We start from the raw sequence: 19,891 nt of genomic DNA on the forward strand, positions 1-19,891 counted from the left end.
TCCGGGCTCAGCGAAGCACCCATCGACCACGTCACCGCCGCCGAATGGGCGGCGCTTCAGCAGGAATCCGGCGCCACCCAGGCCGATACCGAGCAACTGGAGCTGGGCGTAGTCGACGGCTGTTCACCGTGGGCGTGCCGCGGCTCCGAAGATGATCCGTCGCAGGATGGCTTCGGGCTGGCCGTATGAGCGGAATCGTCCTTGATCTCTTTGCGGGTCCTTCTGTGAGCAGAACTGCAGCGTCTCATTACTGACTCACCCCCTGGTGACCAGCGTGTTTGCGCTTTGCGGTCGCTTGAGTCGCATGGGTACGGTCCCCGCCATGCTGATGACGTTCTTCTCCTCTGCCACGTGGGAGTCTTGGGGGCTGTCGAGTCAACCGGTCATCCCGGACCGGATGCCGATCCTGCTTGACGACGACCTCCTCTTCGAGGACTCGACTGGCCCTCGCGTCACCACCGTGATCAACCGGTGGGCCCAGGAACTCCCGGCGAACGGCTGCCCGGCCCCGAACTCCTGGGAAACCTACGTTCGGGTTGTGCGGGACTGGACGCTCTTCCTGGCCGCCCGGGGAATCCAACTCTTCGACATCCGACGTGAGTTGAGGCGCGGCCTGAGCGCCTACGCGGTACACCGTGCGTGCGGCCCGCTGAAGGAACGGTTCGCCGCATCTACCTGGAACCAGCACATGAGCATCCTGTCCCTGTTCTATGGGTGGGCCGAGGGCGAGGAGCTCACGACCGCGGTGCCGTTCACCTACAAGCAGGCCGTCACGGCGTACGGCGATCAGGTGCGCCTGCAGTCGGTGAACCTCTCCAAGCGGCGGACGCCGAAGGCTCACGTGACGATCAAGTACTTCGAGAAGGACTTCGAGGACCTGTTTCTGAAGGGGCTGGGCGGTCTGCGCCCGGACGGTGCCGAGGACGCCCTCTACCGGGGCCGGACGACGGCACGCAACGCGGCGGTGGGCGGCTATGCCTTGTCCAGCGGGCTGCGGCGACAGGAGTTCACGTACATGTTGGAGTGCGAGGTTCCGCCACTGCCGCCCCGCCGGACAGCGCTGCCGATCTGGGTGCCGGTGCCGTCCGGGGTCACGAAGGGCCGGAAGTTCCGCACCACGTGGACGACATACGACTCGCTTGCCCGGCTGCACCAGTACTTGCGGCTGCAGCGTGCCGTGGCGGTGGCTCGCTCGTCATGGATACCACCGGCCAAGTGGGGTTCGCCCCTGGTGGTGACCGAAGCGGACGAGGTCGGCGGTCGGGTCGATGGCGAGCGCGTGCTGTGGGACGAGTTGACGCCTCGGGAACGCCGGTGCCTGATCAGGCCGGACGGCGGATCGATGCTGCTGGCCGTGCAGAGTGACGGGAGTCCGTTTCGCGACTGGCCGACGGTCTTCAAGCGGACCTCGGAGAGGATCAGGAATCGATTCGACCCGCGTTTCCCGCATACAGCCCCGCACCGATGCCGTCATACGTTCGCGATCAGGACCCTGGAGATGCTGATCGGCGGCTACTACGCCCAGGCCGCGAAGCTCGTCAGGGACACCGACGCGGACGCGGCCCTGGCGCTCTACCTGCGCAAGAACGACCCGGTGATGATCCTGCGTGACCTCCTCGGTCATGCCAGCACCCTCACCACGGAGGTGTACCTCCGCCGCCTGGACACCACCCGAATCTACCGCGAGGCATACGAGCGCGCGGGCCACGACCACGGTCTGCTCACCGAGGCCGAACGCGAGGCCGATGCCGAGTTCGACGACTTTGACGAGGACGATATCTGATGCCCGCGGAGATCCTGGAGAACCCTCTGCGCCTGTTCTGCACGTTCACCCGCGGCACCACGTCGACCCTGAACGTCGACGACTCGGTGAACCCCGTGCTGGTCCGCGAGTTACTGACGGGCCTGGTCTATCTCATGCACCCGCACGGCCAGGGCGACTCGCATCGAACCGCGGAGAAGTACAAGGGGACCATCGACTGGTTCGTCGGCGAACTGGATAGGCGGGGCCATCGGGGCGGGGTCGCCGAGCTGACGCGCACGGGACTCGCAGCGTTGTGGTGGGAGGCGGGAAATCGGCGGGAGTCGGAGAGCCGCCGCATGCTCGCCGCTCTGGACGCCGAGACCTCCGTGCTGGCGCCGGATGTGCGGGAACTTGTCCGAGGGCGTCTTTACAACCGGCACCCGAACAGTGAGCCGCTGCCGCCGTACGACGAAGTCGCCTGGGCGGGGCTGACCCGTGCAGCCCGCACGATCGCCAAGGAGTCATGGGCTGCTTACCGGGCGGCCAGAGCAACGGCGCAGGCGGGTGCGGACCCGTACGTGCACGGCTGGACGAGGGAGAACATCTTCTGGTTGATGGTGCACCGCGGCCCGGTGACGACGCGGGAGTTGGGCGCGCGCGTCGGGTTGTCATACGAGGAGATGCGCCATCGGATCGGCCGTGACCGTCAGCACTTCTTCGTGGAGGCACGCGAAGCGCTCTTCCCCAGCCCTCGCGTCGTCATCGCCTACCAGGTGCTGTTCGGCGTGTACACCGGCATCGTGCCGGACGGCATCGCCGATCTGGGCCTCGACGGCCTTGACTGGGCCGGCGACAGCGCGGTGCTGGTCCGCTACATCAAGGGCCGCACGTCCGAGGAGAGCATCACACTACCGAGCAAGGCGGTGCGGCTGCTGGAGCGCTGGCTCGAGTATGCCGAACTGGCGAGGTCACACTGCCCATCCCAGTTGCGCAACGGGCTGTGGCTGTGGCTCGCTTACACGTCGCGCCGCGCGGGCGACGAGGGCCTGGGGCCGTGGAGATATGGGCGCCCGTACAAGTCCACCGTCGTCGACTGGTCACGGGATGCGGGGGTGGTCGACGCCGACGGGGCACCGGTCGTGATGCATCGTCACCGGATCCGCACCACGTTCGAGTCACACCGGGATCGCTCTTCCTGGATCGGCAGCCGGCGCTCGACGATCGACCCCAACCACACCCCGGGAGTGGAAGGCGATCACTACCTGTCCGCGATGACCGAGGCCCAGCAGAACGCCCTGGAAGACATCGTGGAGCAGGCCCAGGGCGATCTGCTCCGCCGGGGCCAGCCGCCCATGGTGCTGTCGGACGAGCAGGTCACGGACCTGGCCCGTCAGTTTCCGCAGCTGGTCAGCGAACTGGAGTTGGATGATCGGGCGATCGCCGAGCTCGTGGGTGGGCAGCGCGACGTGTTCGTGGCGTCCTGCGCCGATCCGACCGCGGGAGTGCACGGTCCGAAGGGAAAGCCGTGCCCGGCCCGCCCCTGGGTGTGCCTGCTGTGTCCACTCGCCCTGTTCACGCCGCGGCACGCGGCGAACCTCTTGCGCATGAAGGCGTTCTTCGCCCGGCAGTGGCAGCAGATGACCGCCGCGCAGTTCATGGCCGTCTTCGGCCACTACGCCCAGCGCATCGAGGAAGTCCTGATCAAGTACGACCCCACGCAGCTCGCTGCGGCTGCCGCCCAGGTCACCGACACCGACGCCGAGATACCGCTCCTGCCCGAGGAGAGCACCCTGTGAGCACCATCCCCCAGACCGCGGTTCTGTCACCCGGCACCGCAGCGTCGCCCTTTGTCGAGGCAGACATGTGCGGCTTGGCTGGCTTCGTCCTCCCCATCGGGGCGGCCCGCCCGGTCTTCGAGGACGACACCTGGGACTTCACCCAGGTCATCGGGATCCCCGCCTACGTGTCGAAGTGCGCACGGCGCTTGGACTTCTCGGGGATCATCAACGTGCGGTGGAAGACTGTGGCCAAGGAGTACATCGCCGCGCAGATGGCCCCCGGGCACGAAGCCGTTCGCACGCTGCCGTACGCCAACCGGACGGTCCGCGTCGTCAACGGCCTCTACACCGAACTATTGGAATTGGTTCGGTGGCTGAACTGGCTGACCACCCAAGGGGTCGCCGAACTCGGCGAGGTAACCGATCACCATTGCAAGTCCTTCGCCCAGTACCGCGCCACCCACCGCCCCGCCGGCAAGAGGACACACGACCGCCCCAGCGTCCGTCGGGCCGTCGAGCTGACGATCATCGGGCTGGCCCGCTACAGCGAGTTGTTCACCACCGACCGCTATCACCCCGGACTGCGGCCGTTCCGGGGACAGGCCACCAGCAAGCCCAGCGGCAATGCGAACAAGACGCCGCCGGTCACGGACCCGACGTTCCAGCCGCTCCTGGCGGCAGCCCTCTACCTCGTTCAGACCCTGGCGCCGCCTCTGCTCCGTGAACTTGACGCCAAGCGGCGCTATGTCGCCCATCGGGCAGCGCTGCCTGCAGCACGGATTGATCTGGAGGAACTTGAGGCGATCATCCGCCGCCACGTCGAAGAGCAGCGTCCCTTCGACCGGAACGTCAGCTGGGCCAAGACGCGAACGTGGATCAGCAAGGACGACCCGTTGAGCCAGATCAACCTCTACGCCCTCGCCGCGGAAGGCGGCCGGAGGGAAATCAGCCCTTCCGCGTTGGAGTCTGTGCGCGACGTGCTGGAGGAGGCGGTGAAGGCCGTGGGGATCGAGGAACCGTTCTGCCGCGGAGCCAGCATGGTAAAACGGGCCGACGGCCAAGGGGAGGTGCCCTGGTCAGAGCCACTCTCTGAGCGTGGCCTGCGGGCACTCACCGGCGTGGTGAAGACCGCCTCGCACGTGGTCATCGTGGCGCTTTCTGGTATGCGCCAGAGCGAACTGCGCGAGATGAATGTGGGATGCCGCGTTCCCCCGATCGAGGCCGGCCCGGGGCTGAAGAGGTACAAGCTGGCGAGCCGGGTCGTCAAAGGGAAGCCGCTGGGCGGCGTTCCCGACGAGTGGGTCGTGATCTGGGAGGCGTATCAGGCTGCGGAGGTTGCCGAGCAACTCCTGGGCCCGGAGGCCGAGATCGGTGACCCTCTGCTCACCTCGCCTCTCGACCGCTCCCGCTTCGCGCTATTCCGTCAGTGGGTCAACGGCCCCGCGGGACAGGCTCTGGGCCTGGCTCCGATCCCGGAGGGGCAACTGACAGCGAGGATGCTCAGGCGCACACTCGCCTTGGAGATCGCCTACCGCCCCGGTGGCCTGCTCGCCGCAAAAGTGCAGCTCAAGCACGTTTCTGTGGTGACAACGGAAGGATATGCGGCCCGCCCGGGCGGGGCACAGGCCAAGTTCCTCGCGGAAGTCAACGCCGAGGAGGCGGAGCGGAACAAAGACCTCGTGCTGGCCGAGTACCGGCGCTATCAGCAGGGCGAGATGCCGTCAGGTCCCGGCGCCCGCGATCTGATCAGCTTCTTCGCCAGCGTCGACGGGAAGCTGGCCCGCGCTGCCGCGGAGGACGCCACGGTCGTCGGCAGCGACCAGGAGGTGAGAGCCCTCCTCGCCGAGGTCGCCGGCGTCCTACACCTGGGGGTGGCGAACTACTGCTGGTTCATCGACCCCTCCAAGGCGTTGTGCCTGAAGCTGGCCGGCACCCCGAACGCGACAAAGCCGCTGGCAGGCATGTGCGATTCCGCCCGCTGCCCGCAGGCCACCCACCACCCCTGCCACCGCCCGGTGTGGGCCGAGAGCGTGCGGACCAAGCAGGTCTTCATCGGGTCGATCGGCCGCAACCACAAGACCGAAAAGGCCCGGCTGCAGGCCGACTTGGATCGGGACGTGAAAGTCCTGGCCTCGATCGCCGCCGCCGCCTCGTAAGGAGAATCCCCACCTCATGGCTCGAATCAGCGCAGAGACCCGCGCCCGCAACGAGGCGGCCGTCCGAGCCGCGATGGACCGGCTCCTGAAGGGTGACCTCCCACAAGGCGGCAGCTGCGACTTGAAGACACTGGCCGCCGAAGCCGGCGTAACCCGCACCGCGTTCTACCCGAAGAAGAACCGTGACGGCACCACCCGCCCCGGCCCCTACCAGCACCTCGCCGAAGAGTTCGAGCGGCGCCTTCGTACTCTGCAGGAGGCCGGAGAGGTCGTCGACCCGCGGATCGCGCAGATCGAACGGCTCAAGACCAAGGTCGCCGAGCTCAAGGAACGCCTGGCTCAGCGGGACGAGACAGTTGTCGAGCTCACAACGTTCAAGGAACTCGCCGTCTCACGCTTGGCAGCACAGCACGACGAGATCGTGCGTCTACGGGAACAGACCGCAACCCTCGGCAACGTCCGCCGCCTGCCCGCCGCCCGCCCCGGAACGGCCCCGTACGGATCGTGCAGCTGAGCCTGACGTCTACCGACGGTTCGAGTACGACGAGGGAGTCCGTCAGCGTGGCCTCCGGGCAGTGGGCCGAGGCGACCGACGGTGGGCGGCGGCCGTCGGGCATCGTGTCGCCGGAGCCGGAGCCGGAGCCAATCTGTTCCCGTTGGTGCTGGTGTCGGTGGGGGCGGCAAGCGGGCCTACGATCGGGGCGACATCACTCCATCGTCTCCAGAATGCGGTCGAGTGTCCGGCGCCCCATTCTGCTCATCGTCGGATTGCTCTCGACGTAGTACCAGACAAGACCCATCGCCTGTTCGAACGCCCATGCCTTGCCGCGCTCCCACTCCAGATCGTCACAGACCAGTGTCCGCCGGAGCACTTCCCGCGGGCCTGGCTGCAACAGGTGCCAGGCGCTGACCAGATCCAGCGCGGGGTCGGCCGGGCCGAAGCCGCCGGTGTCGAGTACGCCGCTGAGCCGGTCTCCCGTGACCAGTACATTGCCGGGAATCAAGTCACCATGGCTCATCACGTCGGCACCCGTGCGTGGCAACTCCCGAAAGTAGCTCCACACCTGGCGCAGCCGGGGCACGTCGAGCAGTCCCTCACTCTCCTCGAAGCACTTCGCCATCCAATCGTCGTGGTGAGCGAGAACGCCGCCCCGATTTTCGCCGCTGAAGAGTCGTCCCCGCGTCTCGGCGTCCCGGAGAGATGCGATGAAGACCGCAAGGTCCTCGGCGAAAGCGTCCGACCCACTCGGGTCGGCATCAGAGGCGACCGTTCCCGGCAGCCATGTCTGGACCGACCACGGCATGGGGTAACCCGCTCCAGGCTTTCCCAAGGCGACCGGTTCCGGGGCGGGGAACCGAGACACCTGTGCCAGCTCCGCGCTCGCCTGGGCTTCCTGTTCCAGAACCGCCAGCGTCTCGGCAGCATCGGCCAGACGCAGTGGGAAACGTGCAGAGAGGTCGTTCCCGATGCGGAAGATGGCGTGGACCGTCCCGGTCGACGACAGGGGTTGGATCGCCTTGCCGCTCCACTGAGGGAACTGTTCTTGGATCAAGGTCGCAACGATTTCGGTGGTCACGTCCACTTGGTCATCGTGCATGGTCAATCTCGCAAGCCCTTCCACTAACGGTGCCGCCCGGCTTCAAGGAGCGGTGCGAGACGCACACGGAATCCCATCCCCTCGAGCTCGGCCACCGCCTGCTGGAGACCGGGCGCGTATCTGGTACGGAGCGGTCCGGACAGCGCCGCGATGACGACGAGGCCTCCGGGCTCCAGGGCACGAGGCCGCAGCAGTTGAGGCAGTTCAGTCAGGGTCACCGCGGAAGTATCCCGACGCCCTCAGCAACAGGCTACACATTTTCGATCAACTGCCCTCTCCACGGAAGGATCCCTGTGCTCAATGCCGTACGTTCGCCTATCGTTCCAGCTGACGCACCAACCCCTTTTGAGCATGATCTCAGTCACGCAGCCCATGCAGGAAAAGGGACACGATGGGTCACCGCAACGCGACACGAGCCGAAGGCCCAGACCCGGTGTAAAGGGACACGACCTGCGAGGGACACGGTCTCTGCCGACACAAGGGTCCGGGCGGCTGGGGTCATGCTCTGGCCGTTCTCGGTGTACGCGACGTGGGTCTGGAGTGGGACGAATGGGCCTGCAAAACCCGTGCGTCAGCGGGCCAGTTGACCGTCCGGACCGACGTGGCGATGTACCCGGTTCAGCCCTTCCTCGGCAGGACCGTGGGATGCATAGCGAGCCCTCCGTGCCAGGCATGGAGCATGGCAGGCAAGCGCCTCGGTCTCCTCGACCAGCCTCTGGTCCACCAGGCCGTCGCCGACCTCGCCCGGGGCCGCGACACCCGGGAGAAGCTGCTGGGATCCTGTCGCGACGAGCGCTCCCTGCTCGCCGCCGAGCCGATGCGCTATTTGCACGCCCTCAGCTCCGTGGGCGAACCCGACTGGGTGGCCATGGAGGAGGTCCCGGACGTCCTGGCGCTCTGGAGGCAGTACGCCGCCGTCTTGCGAAGCTGGGGGTTCTCGGTGTGGACCGGGATCCTCAACGCGGCCGACTACGGCGTGCCCCAGACAAGAAGGCGGGCGATCCTGCTCGCCTCTCGCACCCAGACTGCCCAGCCCCCCGCTCCCACGCACGCACGAACGGCCGAACCGGAGACGCTCTTCGGCCCGGGACGCGACCAGTGGGTGTCCATGGCCGAGGCCCTCGGCTGGGGGGCCACCGACCGTCCCGTGCCGACCGTGTGCGCCGGCGGCGGACCCGGTGGAGGTCCAGAACCTTTTCCCTCCGGCTCCCGCAAATCCCTGTCCGACGCCCGCGACCGCGGTACCTGGAAGCAGCCCCCCGCCGGCCCGGGCGTCGCCCTCAAGACTCGGCGCAAAGGGTACGGCAACGGCACCCACGAGGGCCGCCCGGTCGATGGGTCCGCCTCCTCGTTCACGGCGGAAACCCGCCGCTGGTCCTGGTCACTGCGGAGCAACAACCAAGCAAACGCGACGGTCCGCTCCATCCAGGAGCCGGCCGGCACGCTGTTCTTCGGTCACCGCGCCAACGAATGCATCTGGGTTGCAGAACCGGAGCAGGGGCTGAGCAAGCAAGGCGCGGCGCCGGAGCCGATCCGGATCACGGCCCAGGAGGCGGGTGTTCTGCAGACGTTTCCCGCCGACTATCCGTGGGCCGGCAACAAGGGCCAGATGTTCTCCCAGATCGGGAACGCTGTACCCCCCAGGCTCGCGGCCCAGCTACTGGCGCCGTACCTCGGCAAGACGGTCAGCCCCAACGACTTCGCCCTGGCGGCCTGATGGCCAACAACCCACTGCTGGATGAGGACTTCGGCATCGGTGATGTGCCGGCGCCGCCACCGGTGCACTACGTGGAGCAGGCCCTTCTCGGCTCACTGCTCCTCGACCCGAGGCTCCTGGCGGACACCGGCCCTCTGAAGCCCGACCATTTCGGCGACCACGCCCACGCCGCGCTGTTCGCCGCCATGCGCGCCGTGCCAGCACCCGACCCGGAGCAGCACACGAAGGACCCGGTCTGGCTGAACACGGTTCTGGAGCGGGCCCGGCCCGAGGCTCCCGGCCTCACCGTGTCCTACCTGCACACGCTCGTCCAGGTCAGCCGCTGGACCAAGCACGCCGGCGCGTACGCCCTCATGATTAGGGCCGATCACACCCGCCGCACTTTGAAGGCGCAGGCCGAGCAACTCGCCCGGACATCAACCGACATCACCCTGCCGAACGGCCACCGCGACCCTCGCACAGGCCGACGCCTTGACCCGCTATGTGGATGAGCTCGCCGGACAGTTCGCGCCGCACCCCGGATCCCTGCCACGCACCCCTGTGCCCGCACCCTCGCCACGGGACACCGGTGAGGAAGTCCTGGAGGAGGAGCGTCTCTTCCTGGCGACGGCGACTGCGCACCCGACCAAGCTGACAGCGATGCGGTGGCTGCAGGCCGGCGACTTCGCCTATCCGTTGCACGGCGCCCTGTTTCAGTGCGTGACCGCGCTGGTGCACCGCGGTGATCCCGTCGACCCGATCACCGTGCTCTGGGAGGCCCAGCACCGTGGCCTGCTCTCCGCGGGCACCGTTCCGGCAGACCTCATCTCCCTCGTGTCCACACCCGTCGGGTCACCCGAGCACTGGGGCGAGCGCATCCTCCAGCGTGCCGTTCTCGCCCAGGCGCACACCGTGGCCCTGCGCATCACGGCATTCGCCGACGACCCCGCCAACACCCCGCACCAGCTGAACACCGGCAGTCGCCGGGCACTGGCCGACCTGACCGCCATACGTACGCGCTGGCATCGCGCCACCACAATGCCCGCCCCGCCGAGCGACCCCCTTGCCGGACGGACGCGGACCGCCCGCGCCGGTCCCACGCCACGCGCCACGGCAGCTCGCGTCCTCCGATAGCCACACCTCACCGGTCCGGTCGGGCCATGCCCGGCCGGACTCCGCGAATCGAGATTCTTTGTCACACTTCACAACCGACACCGAGAAGGCAGCCGTCCGGGCCTTCGCCGAGCCAAGTGCGCAGTCGACGAACCTTCCCGAGGTCGAACTGCAGCAGCCCAAGACCGAGCTCGTCCCGGTGTACGCAGCCGACCCCGGCGACCACGAAGCCCTTCTGGAGTCCTTCATTGAAGAGCAGGGCGAGTGGGAGAAGTACCGTCCCTGGGACGAGACCACGATCGCCAATCACGAATCACTCGCTCTGCGTATCGAACTCGTTCACGAAGCCGGTCCGCACGACCACAACTGGACCGTCGCCGCCTACGAATCACCTGTCGGCGAGCGCATCTGGCACGCCACCGCTACCGCCAACACACCCGTCGAGATAGTGCACACCCTCCTCGACGCGCTGGCTTCCGACTCCGGCGCCGCGGTCAACCTGGACGACAGCGTGAGCGAACAGGCCATCGCACACGCCACGGCCCCCCTGCTTGGTCCTTTGTGGCGGACAGACGCAGGCAAAGTTTCGCAGCCGCTGGTAGGCCCGGTGGGTCCTGTTCTCGACCTTGGTGATGTTGTCGCCAAGACCGAGCAGCGCCTCGCCGACCGCGTCCGCCAGCTCCGCCGTCACGTCGTCCGCCCGGCGCAAGCGCGGAATCGCCGCGCGACTGCGGCGGTTGCCCCTGGGCAGATCTCGTTTGCCGGTGACGGAGGCCACCGTAAATCGCGAGGCCTTACAGAGAGCAACCCGATCAGGAGATGCCACAGCCTCTGAAAGCCCCAGTGCGTCTACACCTGGTGAGACACTCCATCTGGCTCACGCACGATGGATGCGCCGGCTTGTCAGGCAGTCAACCGGGCCGCACATTCGCGCAATTCTTGTACCGAGGGCAGTCCATCTATCGGCACAGGCGGACACGCATGTCCTGCAGGGCTGCTTGGACGCAGACCGAGCGAATCCCGTTGGCGCAGTCGAGGAAATCGGACCAAGGCTGCGCGGATCACGACCCGACGGTCACCCGGTGGGCGCTCCGGTGCGGTCGTCGTACAGCCTCCCGGCCACCACATCCCGGACAGTCGGTCACGCGACGTACATGGCCCTGCCGCCGACCCAGAGTGCACGGCCGCCAAAGTACCGGCGGCCCGGGTCCGGGGGGCCGTCCGGCAAGACATCGCAGCCAGCCCGGTAGCCGACGGCGCGGCCAGCACCGGGTTCGCGGCCCCCTCTGCGATCAAGGCCCTACTGTCCGGACTTCTTCAGCCGCTCAGCCGCCTTTGCTGCGGTCTCCTGGGCCTTTCCCGTCATTTGCTCGCCGCGGCCCTCTGCCTGCATGCGCTCGTCGCCCAAGGCACCGCCAGCGGTTTCCTTCAGCTTGCCCTTGACCTGCTTGGCTTTCGCCTTTCCCTTACCCATGACACTTCCGTCCTTCACTGTGAGGGGGTTCACGTCTCCAGCTTGCGCCGGTCAATCTGAGGCCGCAATCGGTGAGGTGTCGCCGTAGGGCGGCGCTCTAGCCGGTCGGGCAGTTCGTGGAACCCAGGACCTGGCCCCAGGGGGCAGCTCCGCATCTGGCTGGGAGTCGGGTTCGCTCGGACCTGGTCCGGACGACAGCTGCGGGTCGTGGGGCGCCGGAATTCGGCCTACCGACGACGGGTCTCGGGGCCTCTCCTGGATGAACATGGATGAACGCCGGGAACAGCAGCCTCATCTGCCTGCTCAGCGCGTGTGCTGAGGAACAGCACAGCGGCTTCCTGCTTCGGCTTCTCGCTGTACGCTCGCCGCTGGCGCGCCGGACGCGCATGCTGGTCAAGACATCCGATGGAATCTTCTACGGCGAGGTACTCGAGTGGGCTGCGCCAGGCCCCCGGCTGCTGGGAGGTCCGCTACGAGACGGCGGCGTCGCGATCCGGGACGCCGGCAGCGTGGCAGCCCGGATTGCACCGGCCGGTTCGATGCTGAGCGGCGAGCGGACGAGTCCGCGCTGGACTCTCTACTTCCCGTACCGAATGCTGGCACGGCGGGGGTGGCCTCCCGGCATGGCGGCGGAACCATCGGCCGGGTGGTGGAGGGCGATCACCGCAACAGCTTTGTCGTGCGGCCCCCGCGGCACGGTCTTCGGCGCCGAGTCTCCACGCAGCCCCTTGATCATCACTGCGGCGGTCAAGCTTTGGCCCGGCGCTGTTTCCGGTCGGTCCCCGCGGGCCGGGAGGCCTGGCAGGGCCGCAATAGGCGCAAGGATTCGAGGCATCCGCGCGGCAACAGCGCTCCCGGCGGACCGTTCCATCCTGAAAGGACCTGGGAATGTCTGACAACGACGTGAGCATGAGGAGGGTCCTGGCAATCGTCACGAACTACGGCGTTGAGCAGGACGAACTTCTGGTGCCCCTCGAACACCTGCGGGGCTGGGGCGCCGACGTGGACGTCGCTGCCGTGTCGGCGGACGATATTCAGACCCTGGTCGGCGACAGGGCTCCCGGCAAGACCATCCGACCCGAACTCACTCTGAGCGACGTCGACCCGGCCGATTACGACCTACTGCTCGTGCCAGGTGGCACGTTGAACGCCGATACTCTTCGTCGGCAGGAATCGGCGACGGGGATCGTCCGTTCCTTCACGTCGTCCGGTCGCCCCGTAGCGGCCATCTGCCACGGACCCTGGACCTTGGTCGAAGCGGGTGTCATCGAAGGCAAGAGACTCACGTCCTACCGCTCGCTGAGGACAGACATCGCCAATGCCGGTGGTGAATGGGACGACGAGCCGGTCATCAAGGACGACTCCCACGGCTGGACGCTCATCACCTCGCGCAACCCAGACGATCTGGAGCCCTTCCTGCGGGAGATCGACGCGGCGCTCGCCGTAGATACCCACTGAGCGGACCGGTAGGCCGGTCCCCGCTGCGCGCCTCCAGCTCACGGGAGGACTCATCCATGCCGGCGTGCAAACGGATCACAGGCCACCATTCGGGTCTCGTCAGGCACACCTGCAACAGCTCCAGATCGGGTCGAAGTGCCCGTATGGCGATTTCCGCACCGCGGGAGATCGCGGTCAGCCTCCTCCTGCCTGCCGCACCTGCCCTCCACGCCTCGATGTAGCCGCCCCCGCTCCCATGCCGGTGTCCTCTCGTGAGACTCCGCAGGTCAGCCGCTTGTCCCTCGCGGCTGTCCCTAAGGGCTCGCAGAGAATCAAGGTGTTGCTTCCCGTGATTCGGCTCGTTGATGTGGTATGAGCGTATCCGAGTCGACTCGTGAGCAACTCGCCGCGAAGTTCGCGGTGTTGTTCCCGCATCTGGACGAGCGGCAGCGTCGGCTGCTGATGGGCGCCGAGGCCCGGATCCTCGGGCACGGTGGGATCCGGGCCGTCGCGCGGGCGGCCGGTGTCAGCGAGGCGACGGTACGCAAAGGTGTGGACGAGTTGGAGGCGGGCGAGGCGTCGCTGGGCCGGGTGCGCCGTCCTGGCGGCGGGCGGAAGAAGGCCGCTGACCTGGACGCGGGCCTGCGGACCGCGCTGCTTGAGCTGGTCGAGCCGGACATGCGCGGGGACCCGATGTCGCCGCTGCGCTGGACGACGAAGTCGACGCGTAACCTCGCTGCCGAGCTCACCCGCCAGGGGCACCGCGTCTGCGCGGACACGGTCGGTGACCTGCTGCGCGAGGAGGGCTTCAGTCTGCAGGCCAACGCCAAGACCGTCGAGGGTGCCCAGCATCCGGACCGCGACGCCCAGTTCCGCTACATCAACGAGCAGGCCCGCGCCCACCGGGACGCGGGAGACGCGGTGATCAGCGTGGATACCAAGAAGAAGGAACTGGTGGGGCAGTACAGGAACGCCGGACGCGAGTGGCAGCCCCAGGGTGAACCGGTCAAGGTCAAGACGCATGATTTCCTTGACCGGCAGGGGCCGGGCAAGGCGATCCCGTACGGGATCTACGACACCATCGCGAACACCGGCTGGGTCAGCGTCGGCACTGACCACGACACCGCCGCGTTCGCGGTCGCCTCCATCCACCGCTGGTGGCACGCCCAGGGGCGGGACAGTTACCCCACGGCCACCCGGCTGCTGATCACCGCCGACGCGGGCGGCTCCAACGGCTACCGCACCCGCGCCTGGAAGGCCGAACTCGCCGTCCTGGCCGCCGAGACCGGCCTGGAAATCACCGTCTGCCACCTTCCTCCGGGGACTTCGAAATGGAACAAGGTGGAACACCGACTGTTCTCCCACATCTCCATGAACTGGCGCGGCAGGCCCCTGACCAGCCACGAAGTCATCGTGAACAGCATCGCGGCGACCACCACCCGCACCGGACTGGCCGTTCGCGCCGAACTCGACACCAGCCTCTACCCCACCGGCGTGAAGGTCACCGACGCCGAGATTGACGCGCTGCCGATGAGCCGGCACCGCTTCCACGGCGACTGGAACTACACCCTTCACCCCGCACACCCCCACCCCGCCCGCACTGGAACCAAGACCACCGAAACACACGCCATGCACACGACCGACAAGCCAGGCCGGATCAACTCCGCCTCACTCCGCGACCCGGAACTGACCGGCATGACTCACCAACAACTGAACGCCTTGATCGGCGAGTTGACTCCAGCGCTGGCGGAACTTCGCGAGCATTCCCGGTGCGAACAACGCGGAGGCGAACGCCGCCGAGCCCCCGGCGCGGGCGCCAAGTGCAAGCTCACCTCGGCCGACCGGATCCTGGCCACCGTGCTTTACCTGCGCAGACTCGGTACTCAAGACCTTCTCGGCCAGCTTTTCGCTGTGAACCGGAGCACGATCACCGACGCCGTCGGCGAGGTCCGCCCGCTTCTGAAACAGCACGGCCACCGCATCCCCGCCTCGACAGCGCGGTTCCGCACCCCCACAGACGTGACCGCCTACCTCGAAAAATACGGGACCGAACCCCCGAAAGAGATCAAACCCGCATGTTGATTCTCTGCGAGCCCTAAGGCAGGGCGCGCCGGTCACCGGCCTGATCTTTTCGAGGGTCGGCATTCGATATTCCTCCGGCTGTGTGACGGACGGCGAGGCATGTTGGCGGCCTGGGGTTCAGCCTTTGGTCGTGCGGCCGCTGAGCAGGTCGCGTACGCGGTCCACCAGCCCGACCCCGGGCACGAGCAGCTTGTTGGCGGGCGGGGTGTTCGGGAGCGAGGGGTGGGGGCGGGTGGGGGCCATCTCCTTGGCCCGGCGCACCAGCCGCCCCAGCTCGTCCAGCTTCTCGGGTGGGAGGGACGCTGCGAGTCTCGGGAACAGTTCGTGCTCCTCCTCGCGAACGTGGGAGGCGACCGCGAACTTCAGCTTCGCGACGATGTCGTTGAACTGCGGATCAACCGCGTGCAGGTCTTCGAGATCCTTGAGCATCTGCTCGACCTTGGCATGATCGGCGAGTTCCTTGTCCGCCAGTGCCGCACCATCCGATACGTGATTGCGTACCGCCGGATACAGGTGCAACTCCTCGGCAACCGAGTGCCGTACCAGTTCCGCAGTCAGCCGGTCCGCCAGTTCGCGCCGCTGCGGATGGTCGACGGGCTGCGCTTCGATCTGCGCGAACAGTGCCTCCAGCTCACGATGATCGGCCGTGAGCTCCGCGATCACATTGCCGCCGTGTCCCATGACAGTCCCTTTCCTCTTTCTCGGGTTCATCGCCCCTCAGAAGGAGGGTGCAGACGCCCAGACAACAGGCCATGGACGCAAAACCTGCGCCTTGCGCGCGAAGACAGACCCGGCGCTCACCTCCCCGGCGCAGCCACATCAGGGCCCACACTGCTGCCCCTGGTTTCCTGGGGCCGACCGGGATTACGGCTACTCGTGACGGTGGGCGTCGGCTCCGCGCGGCGGTGGCAGGGTCATGCCCTCACACTGGCCCCGACCACGCTCCACCGCGCGTCACCATCACAGTGCCCGCGCCCGATCCCGCCGGCCAGGGCGCCATCCGGACATACTCATCAGGGCCCCGCGTATTTGCGATGTAGCTGTCCGGGGTGGCACATGCAGGCCCAGACGTGCAGGGAACGCCGAGCACACCACGGGTGCCGGGGAGTGCAAACGATGCTCGAACCTGTTACCCCACCCGCGGCTTCGCCTACTACGAGCTCACAACCGAGATGATGCAGCGTGTTCTTCTCCCCCTAGAAGATTGCTGAAAATGTTGGGTTCTGGCCTCGCTCCGGGTGGAGTGGGGTCAGTCTTGTGTCCATGCAGGGGGAATGGGCTGGGGAGAGCGTCGGCGAGGACGTGTGGGAGACGTGCCGGGAGTTGATCCCGGTCGGGAGCGTGTTCGCGTTTCTGGCCGAGCATCGCGAGGCCCTCTTCCCCGGTGCCATGTTCGCGGACATGTATCCCTCGACGAACGGGCGTCCCTCGCTGCCGCCGCAGGTCCTGGCCGCCACGGTTGTGCTGCAGAGCCTGCACGGGCTCTCGGATTTCGAGACGGTGCAGGAACTGCGCTGCGACCTGCGGTGGAAGGCCGCGTGCGGACTCGGGTTGTACGACACTGCCTTCGATCCGTCGCTGTTGACGTATTTCCGCCGTCGGCTGCAGCGTTCCGGTGACCCGAACCGGTTGTTCGCCAAGGTCAGAGAGGTCGTCGCGGCCACCGGTGTGCTCAAGGGCAGGCAGCGCAGGGCGCTGGACTCCACCGTGCTGGACGACGCGGTCGCCACCCAGGACACCGTTACCCAGCTGGTCGCCGCGATCCGCCGGGTGATCCGTGTGGTCCCCGGCGCCCAGCAGGTCGCCGACCAGTGGTGCACCGCCCACGACTACACCGACCCGGGTAAACCGAAGATCGCCTGGAACGACGAGCATGCCCGCGCCGCTTTGATCGACGCCCTGGTCACCGACGCACTGAACCTGCTCGGCCGGCTGCCCGACCAGGAGCTGGGAGAGGCAGCGGCGCACGCGGTCGGCCTGCTCGCCCTGGTTGCCGGGCAGGACGTGGAACCCGCCGACGGCTCCGACGGGCGGGACGGCCGGTGGCGCATCGCCCGGCGCACCGTCTATGACCGCACCGTGTCCACGGTCGATCCCGAGGCCCGGCATATCCACAAGAACCGCTCCCGCCACCAGGAGGGCTTCCGTGCCCACGTGGCCTTCGAGCCCGAGGAAGGCCTGTTCACCGAGGTCGCCCTGACCGCCGGCAGCGGGGCCCATAACCACGAGGCGGCCGTCGCCCGGGATCTCCTCGCCGATGAGGAAGCACCGGTCACCGTCCTGGGCGACACCGCTTACGGCACCGGCGAGTTACGCGAACACCTGCAAGAACAGGGACACGACCTGGTTCTCAAGCCACCACCGCTGCGGCCGGCCGTCCCCGGCGGTTTCACCGCCGACGATTTCGACGTCGACACCACGAACGGCCAGGTCACCTGTCCGGCCGGACACACCGTCCCCCTCGGTCAGAGCGCCAGGGCGGGGAACGCCAGGCCCAGTTCAAGAAACTGTGCACCGGCTGTCCACTGCGGGAACACTGCACGAAGTCCAAGACCGGCCGGGTCTTCACCGTCCACGTCAAGTACGACCTGCTCAAGGCCGCCCGCGATCACGCCGCCAACAGCCCCGGCTGGCAGGCCGAGTACCGCCGCTGGCGGCCACCGGTCGAACGGGCCATTGCCTGGCTCGTCGCCCGTGGCAACCGCAGAGTGCCCTACCGAGGCGTTCTGAAGAACGACACCTGGCTCCACCACCGCGCAGCAGCCCTCAACCTCCGCCGACTGATCCACCTCGGACTCACCAGGACCGGCGACACCTGGCACCTCATCCCGTCCACCGCATAGCGAAAGGGCCGCCCGGCCTGCGGCCGGACAGCCCCCACACAAGATTTTCAGCAGCTTTCTAGACCCGGACTTCGCGGGTCGCTGTTTCAGGTTTGTGGCCAGCGGGTTTGTCCGATGTCGGTGTCGAGGAGATCGAGGAGGTGGAGTTGGACGCCACGGGTGATCTGGACGGTGGGCGGATCGGTGATGTGGCCGATCCGCAGGGTGAGTTCGCCGAGATGGTAGAAGATCATGCGGCCGGTGGGGCGGACCCGGCGGTTGTCGGGGTAGAGGCCGATCATGGTCTGTTCGGGGCCGAGTGCGCGTCTGACCTGCCGCTCGATCAGACAGAAGACGAGCAGGGCCAGGCAGATGACCTGGATCAGGGCGGCGACACGCCGGTTGTGCTGGACGAAGACGGGCGCGACCGCGAGGGGGCCCTTGAAGTCGTGGTAGCGGCGCTCGACCGCGCCCTGACCCTTGTAGTGGATCAGGACCTGGTCCGGGTCGGCCTGCTCGGCCGGGGTGGATGTCAGCAAGGCGTACCAGCCATCGACGGCGGCTTCGGTGTCCAGGACGCCGGTGTCGAAGTGCCAGGCCAGGGCCGGGATGCCGTGCTCGTTCTCGGTAACGGTGAAGCGCAGGCAGGAGGTGACACGGCGCTTGGCGGCGATCACCCCGACGCGGGCGGTGATCTTCTCGGCGGTCTTGTAGTGCCGTCCGCCGGCTGCGGCGGTGAGCTTGCCGAGTTCCTCGGCGGCCTTGGCCAGGCGTTTGGCCCGGGCGGCCTGCTGGCCCGCGGCGTTCGCGGTGGAGTGGACCAGGATCCGCCGCACGGTGAGCGGCGGATCGCTCTTGCGGGGCCCGTTCAGGGTGTGGGTGTCCTCCAGCACACGGTAGAACTCGCGCTGTTCGGCCGGCTTGTCCGCGTCCCGGTCCGGTGTCCAGTCCACGACGGTGGCCTGCGAGAAGTCGAGTGCGGCGTAGACGTCGTCCTTGACCTGCGCGGCCGGGGCCGGGGCAATGAACTGCACCCCGGCCGCCAGCAGGGCGGAGATGTTGGTGTAGGATACCAGTTTGGAGTCGGCAACCATCAGGAACTCCTGCTCGTCGGCCATGGCCCGCAGGTCCTTCATCGCCCCGACGACCTGGCTGACCTCGGCCGCCGCCCCGCCGAAGACCCGGGCATGGAGCGGAATGCCACCATCGGCCGACACCGCGAGTCCGGCCTGGACCTGCTTCAAGTCCACCCGCCGGTCCTTGGGATGCCCGTAGTTGATGACGGGGAAGTCCTCGTCCTGGCCCTGGACCGGGAAGGCCCCGTGCACGGACATGCTGGTCATGTCCCAGTGCATCCGGGACACATCGATCCCGAACTCACCGATCGCCCGCGCCCCGACCGTGCCCGCGATCTTCTCCAGCTCCGGAGCGATCGCGTCCAGAGCACGAGCCAGACGGTCGTCGTTCAGCAGCCCAGGCTCGATCCCGAAGACCTCCTCCACCGCCCAGCACCTGGCCCAGTCCTCCACCCGCACCAGCGGCGCGGGCGAGGTCAGCCGGTTGGCCACCAGCGCCTCGATCACCTGCCCGTGCGTCACCAGCGCACTCGCGCCACCGGGACAGACCTCGTCGACAATCCCGGCGACATCCAGCCGGCGCAGAAACTCGGCAGCGACAGGCAGAGCGCCCAGACGCTTCTCCACCACGGACGTCACCGCTACTTCAAAGCGCTGACGCTGGGACCGTGGCCGCGGGGACCGGGAAGACATCGACACACCCCACCCAACGCCACACCCCGGCTCGGGGACACCCCCGAGCCGGTCACACCATACGAATCAACGACCCGCGAAGTCCGGGCCTAGACAGGCGCTGTGTGATGGGCAACCACGGCCGCCGTCCGCGCCCGACGCGGCGGCGGAACTGACAGCCCGGCCCCTCCCGCTGCCGACCAAGACAGCGCCGCGCCCGTGGGCCACGCTGCACACCCGTTT

At 67.6% G+C, this 19,891-nt stretch carries 15 protein-coding genes and 1 pseudogene; 11 read left to right on the plus strand and 5 right to left on the minus strand.

Annotation, left to right across the window (positions count from 1 at the left end; translation table 11 throughout):
* Positions 1-322 precede the first annotated feature (322 nt).
* The 4 genes from OG953_RS03230 to OG953_RS03245 are packed head-to-tail and all read left to right on the plus strand — an operon-like array spanning position 323 to position 6,192.
* Entirely contained in the window at positions 323-1,783 is a 1,461-nt protein-coding gene (locus OG953_RS03230) for a site-specific integrase (protein ID WP_405682376.1), read from the plus strand.
* Entirely contained in the window at positions 1,783-3,540 is a 1,758-nt protein-coding gene (locus OG953_RS03235) for a hypothetical protein (RefSeq protein WP_405682378.1), read from the plus strand. Before OG953_RS03230 ends, OG953_RS03235 begins: the two co-directional genes overlap by 1 nt.
* A complete protein-coding gene (locus OG953_RS03240; RefSeq protein WP_405682379.1) occupies positions 3,537-5,678 on the plus strand; it encodes a site-specific integrase in 2,142 nt (713 codons plus the stop codon). The genes OG953_RS03235 and OG953_RS03240 overlap by 4 nt, the downstream gene beginning before the upstream one ends.
* A 16-nt stretch (positions 5,679-5,694) precedes the next feature.
* The gene (locus OG953_RS03245) at positions 5,695-6,192 is read left to right on the plus strand and encodes a hypothetical protein (protein WP_405682381.1); all 498 of its coding nucleotides are present in this window, start codon (positions 5,695-5,697) and stop codon (positions 6,190-6,192) included.
* Between the two features lie 193 nt (positions 6,193-6,385).
* On the opposite strand, the gene OG953_RS03250 is transcribed toward OG953_RS03245, so the two are convergent.
* On the minus strand, positions 6,386-7,276 hold the full coding sequence (locus OG953_RS03250; protein WP_405691594.1) for an aminoglycoside phosphotransferase family protein: 891 nt from the start codon (positions 7,274-7,276) through the stop codon (positions 6,386-6,388).
* 23 nt (positions 7,277-7,299) lie between these two features.
* Positions 7,300-7,494: a hypothetical protein gene (locus OG953_RS03255; RefSeq protein ID WP_405682383.1), complete on the minus strand. Its 195-nt coding sequence runs from the start codon at positions 7,492-7,494 to the stop codon at positions 7,300-7,302.
* Between the two features lie 461 nt (positions 7,495-7,955).
* Here OG953_RS03255 and OG953_RS03260 point away from each other — a divergent pair, with 461 nt between their 5' ends.
* From OG953_RS03260 to OG953_RS03275, 4 genes are read left to right on the plus strand one after another with little or no spacing between them, the layout of a single operon-like run.
* A complete protein-coding gene (locus tag OG953_RS03260; protein WP_405682384.1) occupies positions 7,956-8,993 on the plus strand; it encodes a DNA cytosine methyltransferase in 1,038 nt (345 codons plus the stop codon).
* Positions 8,993-9,484, plus strand: coding sequence for a DnaB-like helicase N-terminal domain-containing protein (locus OG953_RS03265; RefSeq protein ID WP_405682386.1), 492 nt, complete (start codon positions 8,993-8,995; stop codon positions 9,482-9,484). Before OG953_RS03260 ends, OG953_RS03265 begins: the two co-directional genes overlap by 1 nt.
* On the plus strand, positions 9,465-10,106 hold the full coding sequence (locus OG953_RS03270; RefSeq protein WP_405682388.1) for a DnaB-like helicase N-terminal domain-containing protein: 642 nt from the start codon (positions 9,465-9,467) through the stop codon (positions 10,104-10,106). The genes OG953_RS03265 and OG953_RS03270 overlap by 20 nt, the downstream gene beginning before the upstream one ends.
* A gap of 58 nt (positions 10,107-10,164) precedes the next feature.
* Positions 10,165-10,920, plus strand: coding sequence for a DUF317 domain-containing protein (locus OG953_RS03275; RefSeq protein WP_405682390.1), 756 nt, complete (start codon positions 10,165-10,167; stop codon positions 10,918-10,920).
* A 465-nt stretch (positions 10,921-11,385) separates the two neighbouring features.
* On the opposite strand, the gene OG953_RS03280 is transcribed toward OG953_RS03275, so the two are convergent.
* Positions 11,386-11,559 carry a CsbD family protein gene (locus OG953_RS03280; RefSeq protein ID WP_114243069.1) on the minus strand — a complete coding sequence of 58 codons (174 nt, stop codon included), beginning with the start codon at positions 11,557-11,559 and terminating at the stop codon, positions 11,386-11,388.
* Between the two features lie 888 nt (positions 11,560-12,447).
* Between OG953_RS03280 and OG953_RS03285 the strand changes: the two genes are divergently transcribed.
* Both OG953_RS03285 and OG953_RS03290 read left to right on the plus strand, forming a co-directional pair.
* Positions 12,448-13,017: a type 1 glutamine amidotransferase domain-containing protein gene (locus OG953_RS03285; RefSeq protein ID WP_405682392.1), complete on the plus strand. Its 570-nt coding sequence runs from the start codon at positions 12,448-12,450 to the stop codon at positions 13,015-13,017.
* A gap of 351 nt (positions 13,018-13,368) precedes the next feature.
* Positions 13,369-15,078, plus strand: coding sequence for an ISAzo13 family transposase (locus tag OG953_RS03290; RefSeq protein ID WP_405682394.1), 1,710 nt, complete (start codon positions 13,369-13,371; stop codon positions 15,076-15,078).
* Between the two features lie 117 nt (positions 15,079-15,195).
* Here OG953_RS03290 and OG953_RS03295 read toward each other — a convergent pair whose 3' ends face one another.
* Positions 15,196-15,759 (minus strand): hemerythrin domain-containing protein, encoded by a 564-nt coding sequence (locus OG953_RS03295; protein WP_405682395.1) that lies wholly within the window; start codon positions 15,757-15,759, stop codon positions 15,196-15,198.
* A gap of 582 nt (positions 15,760-16,341) precedes the next feature.
* Between OG953_RS03295 and OG953_RS03300 the strand changes: the two are divergent.
* Positions 16,342-17,921 (plus strand): annotated as a pseudogene (locus OG953_RS03300) (IS1182 family transposase).
* Positions 17,922-18,007: 86 nt separating this feature from the next.
* Here the strand turns inward: OG953_RS03300 and OG953_RS03305 are convergent.
* Complete coding sequence (locus tag OG953_RS03305) at positions 18,008-19,606, minus strand: IS1634 family transposase (RefSeq protein ID WP_405682397.1); 1,599 nt, start codon at positions 19,604-19,606, stop codon at positions 18,008-18,010.
* Positions 19,607-19,891: the final 285 nt, after the last annotated feature.

It is taken from the genome of Streptomyces sp. NBC_00057 (genome assembly GCF_045041165.1).
Classification (GTDB): Bacteria; Actinomycetota; Actinomycetes; order Streptomycetales; family Streptomycetaceae; genus Streptomyces.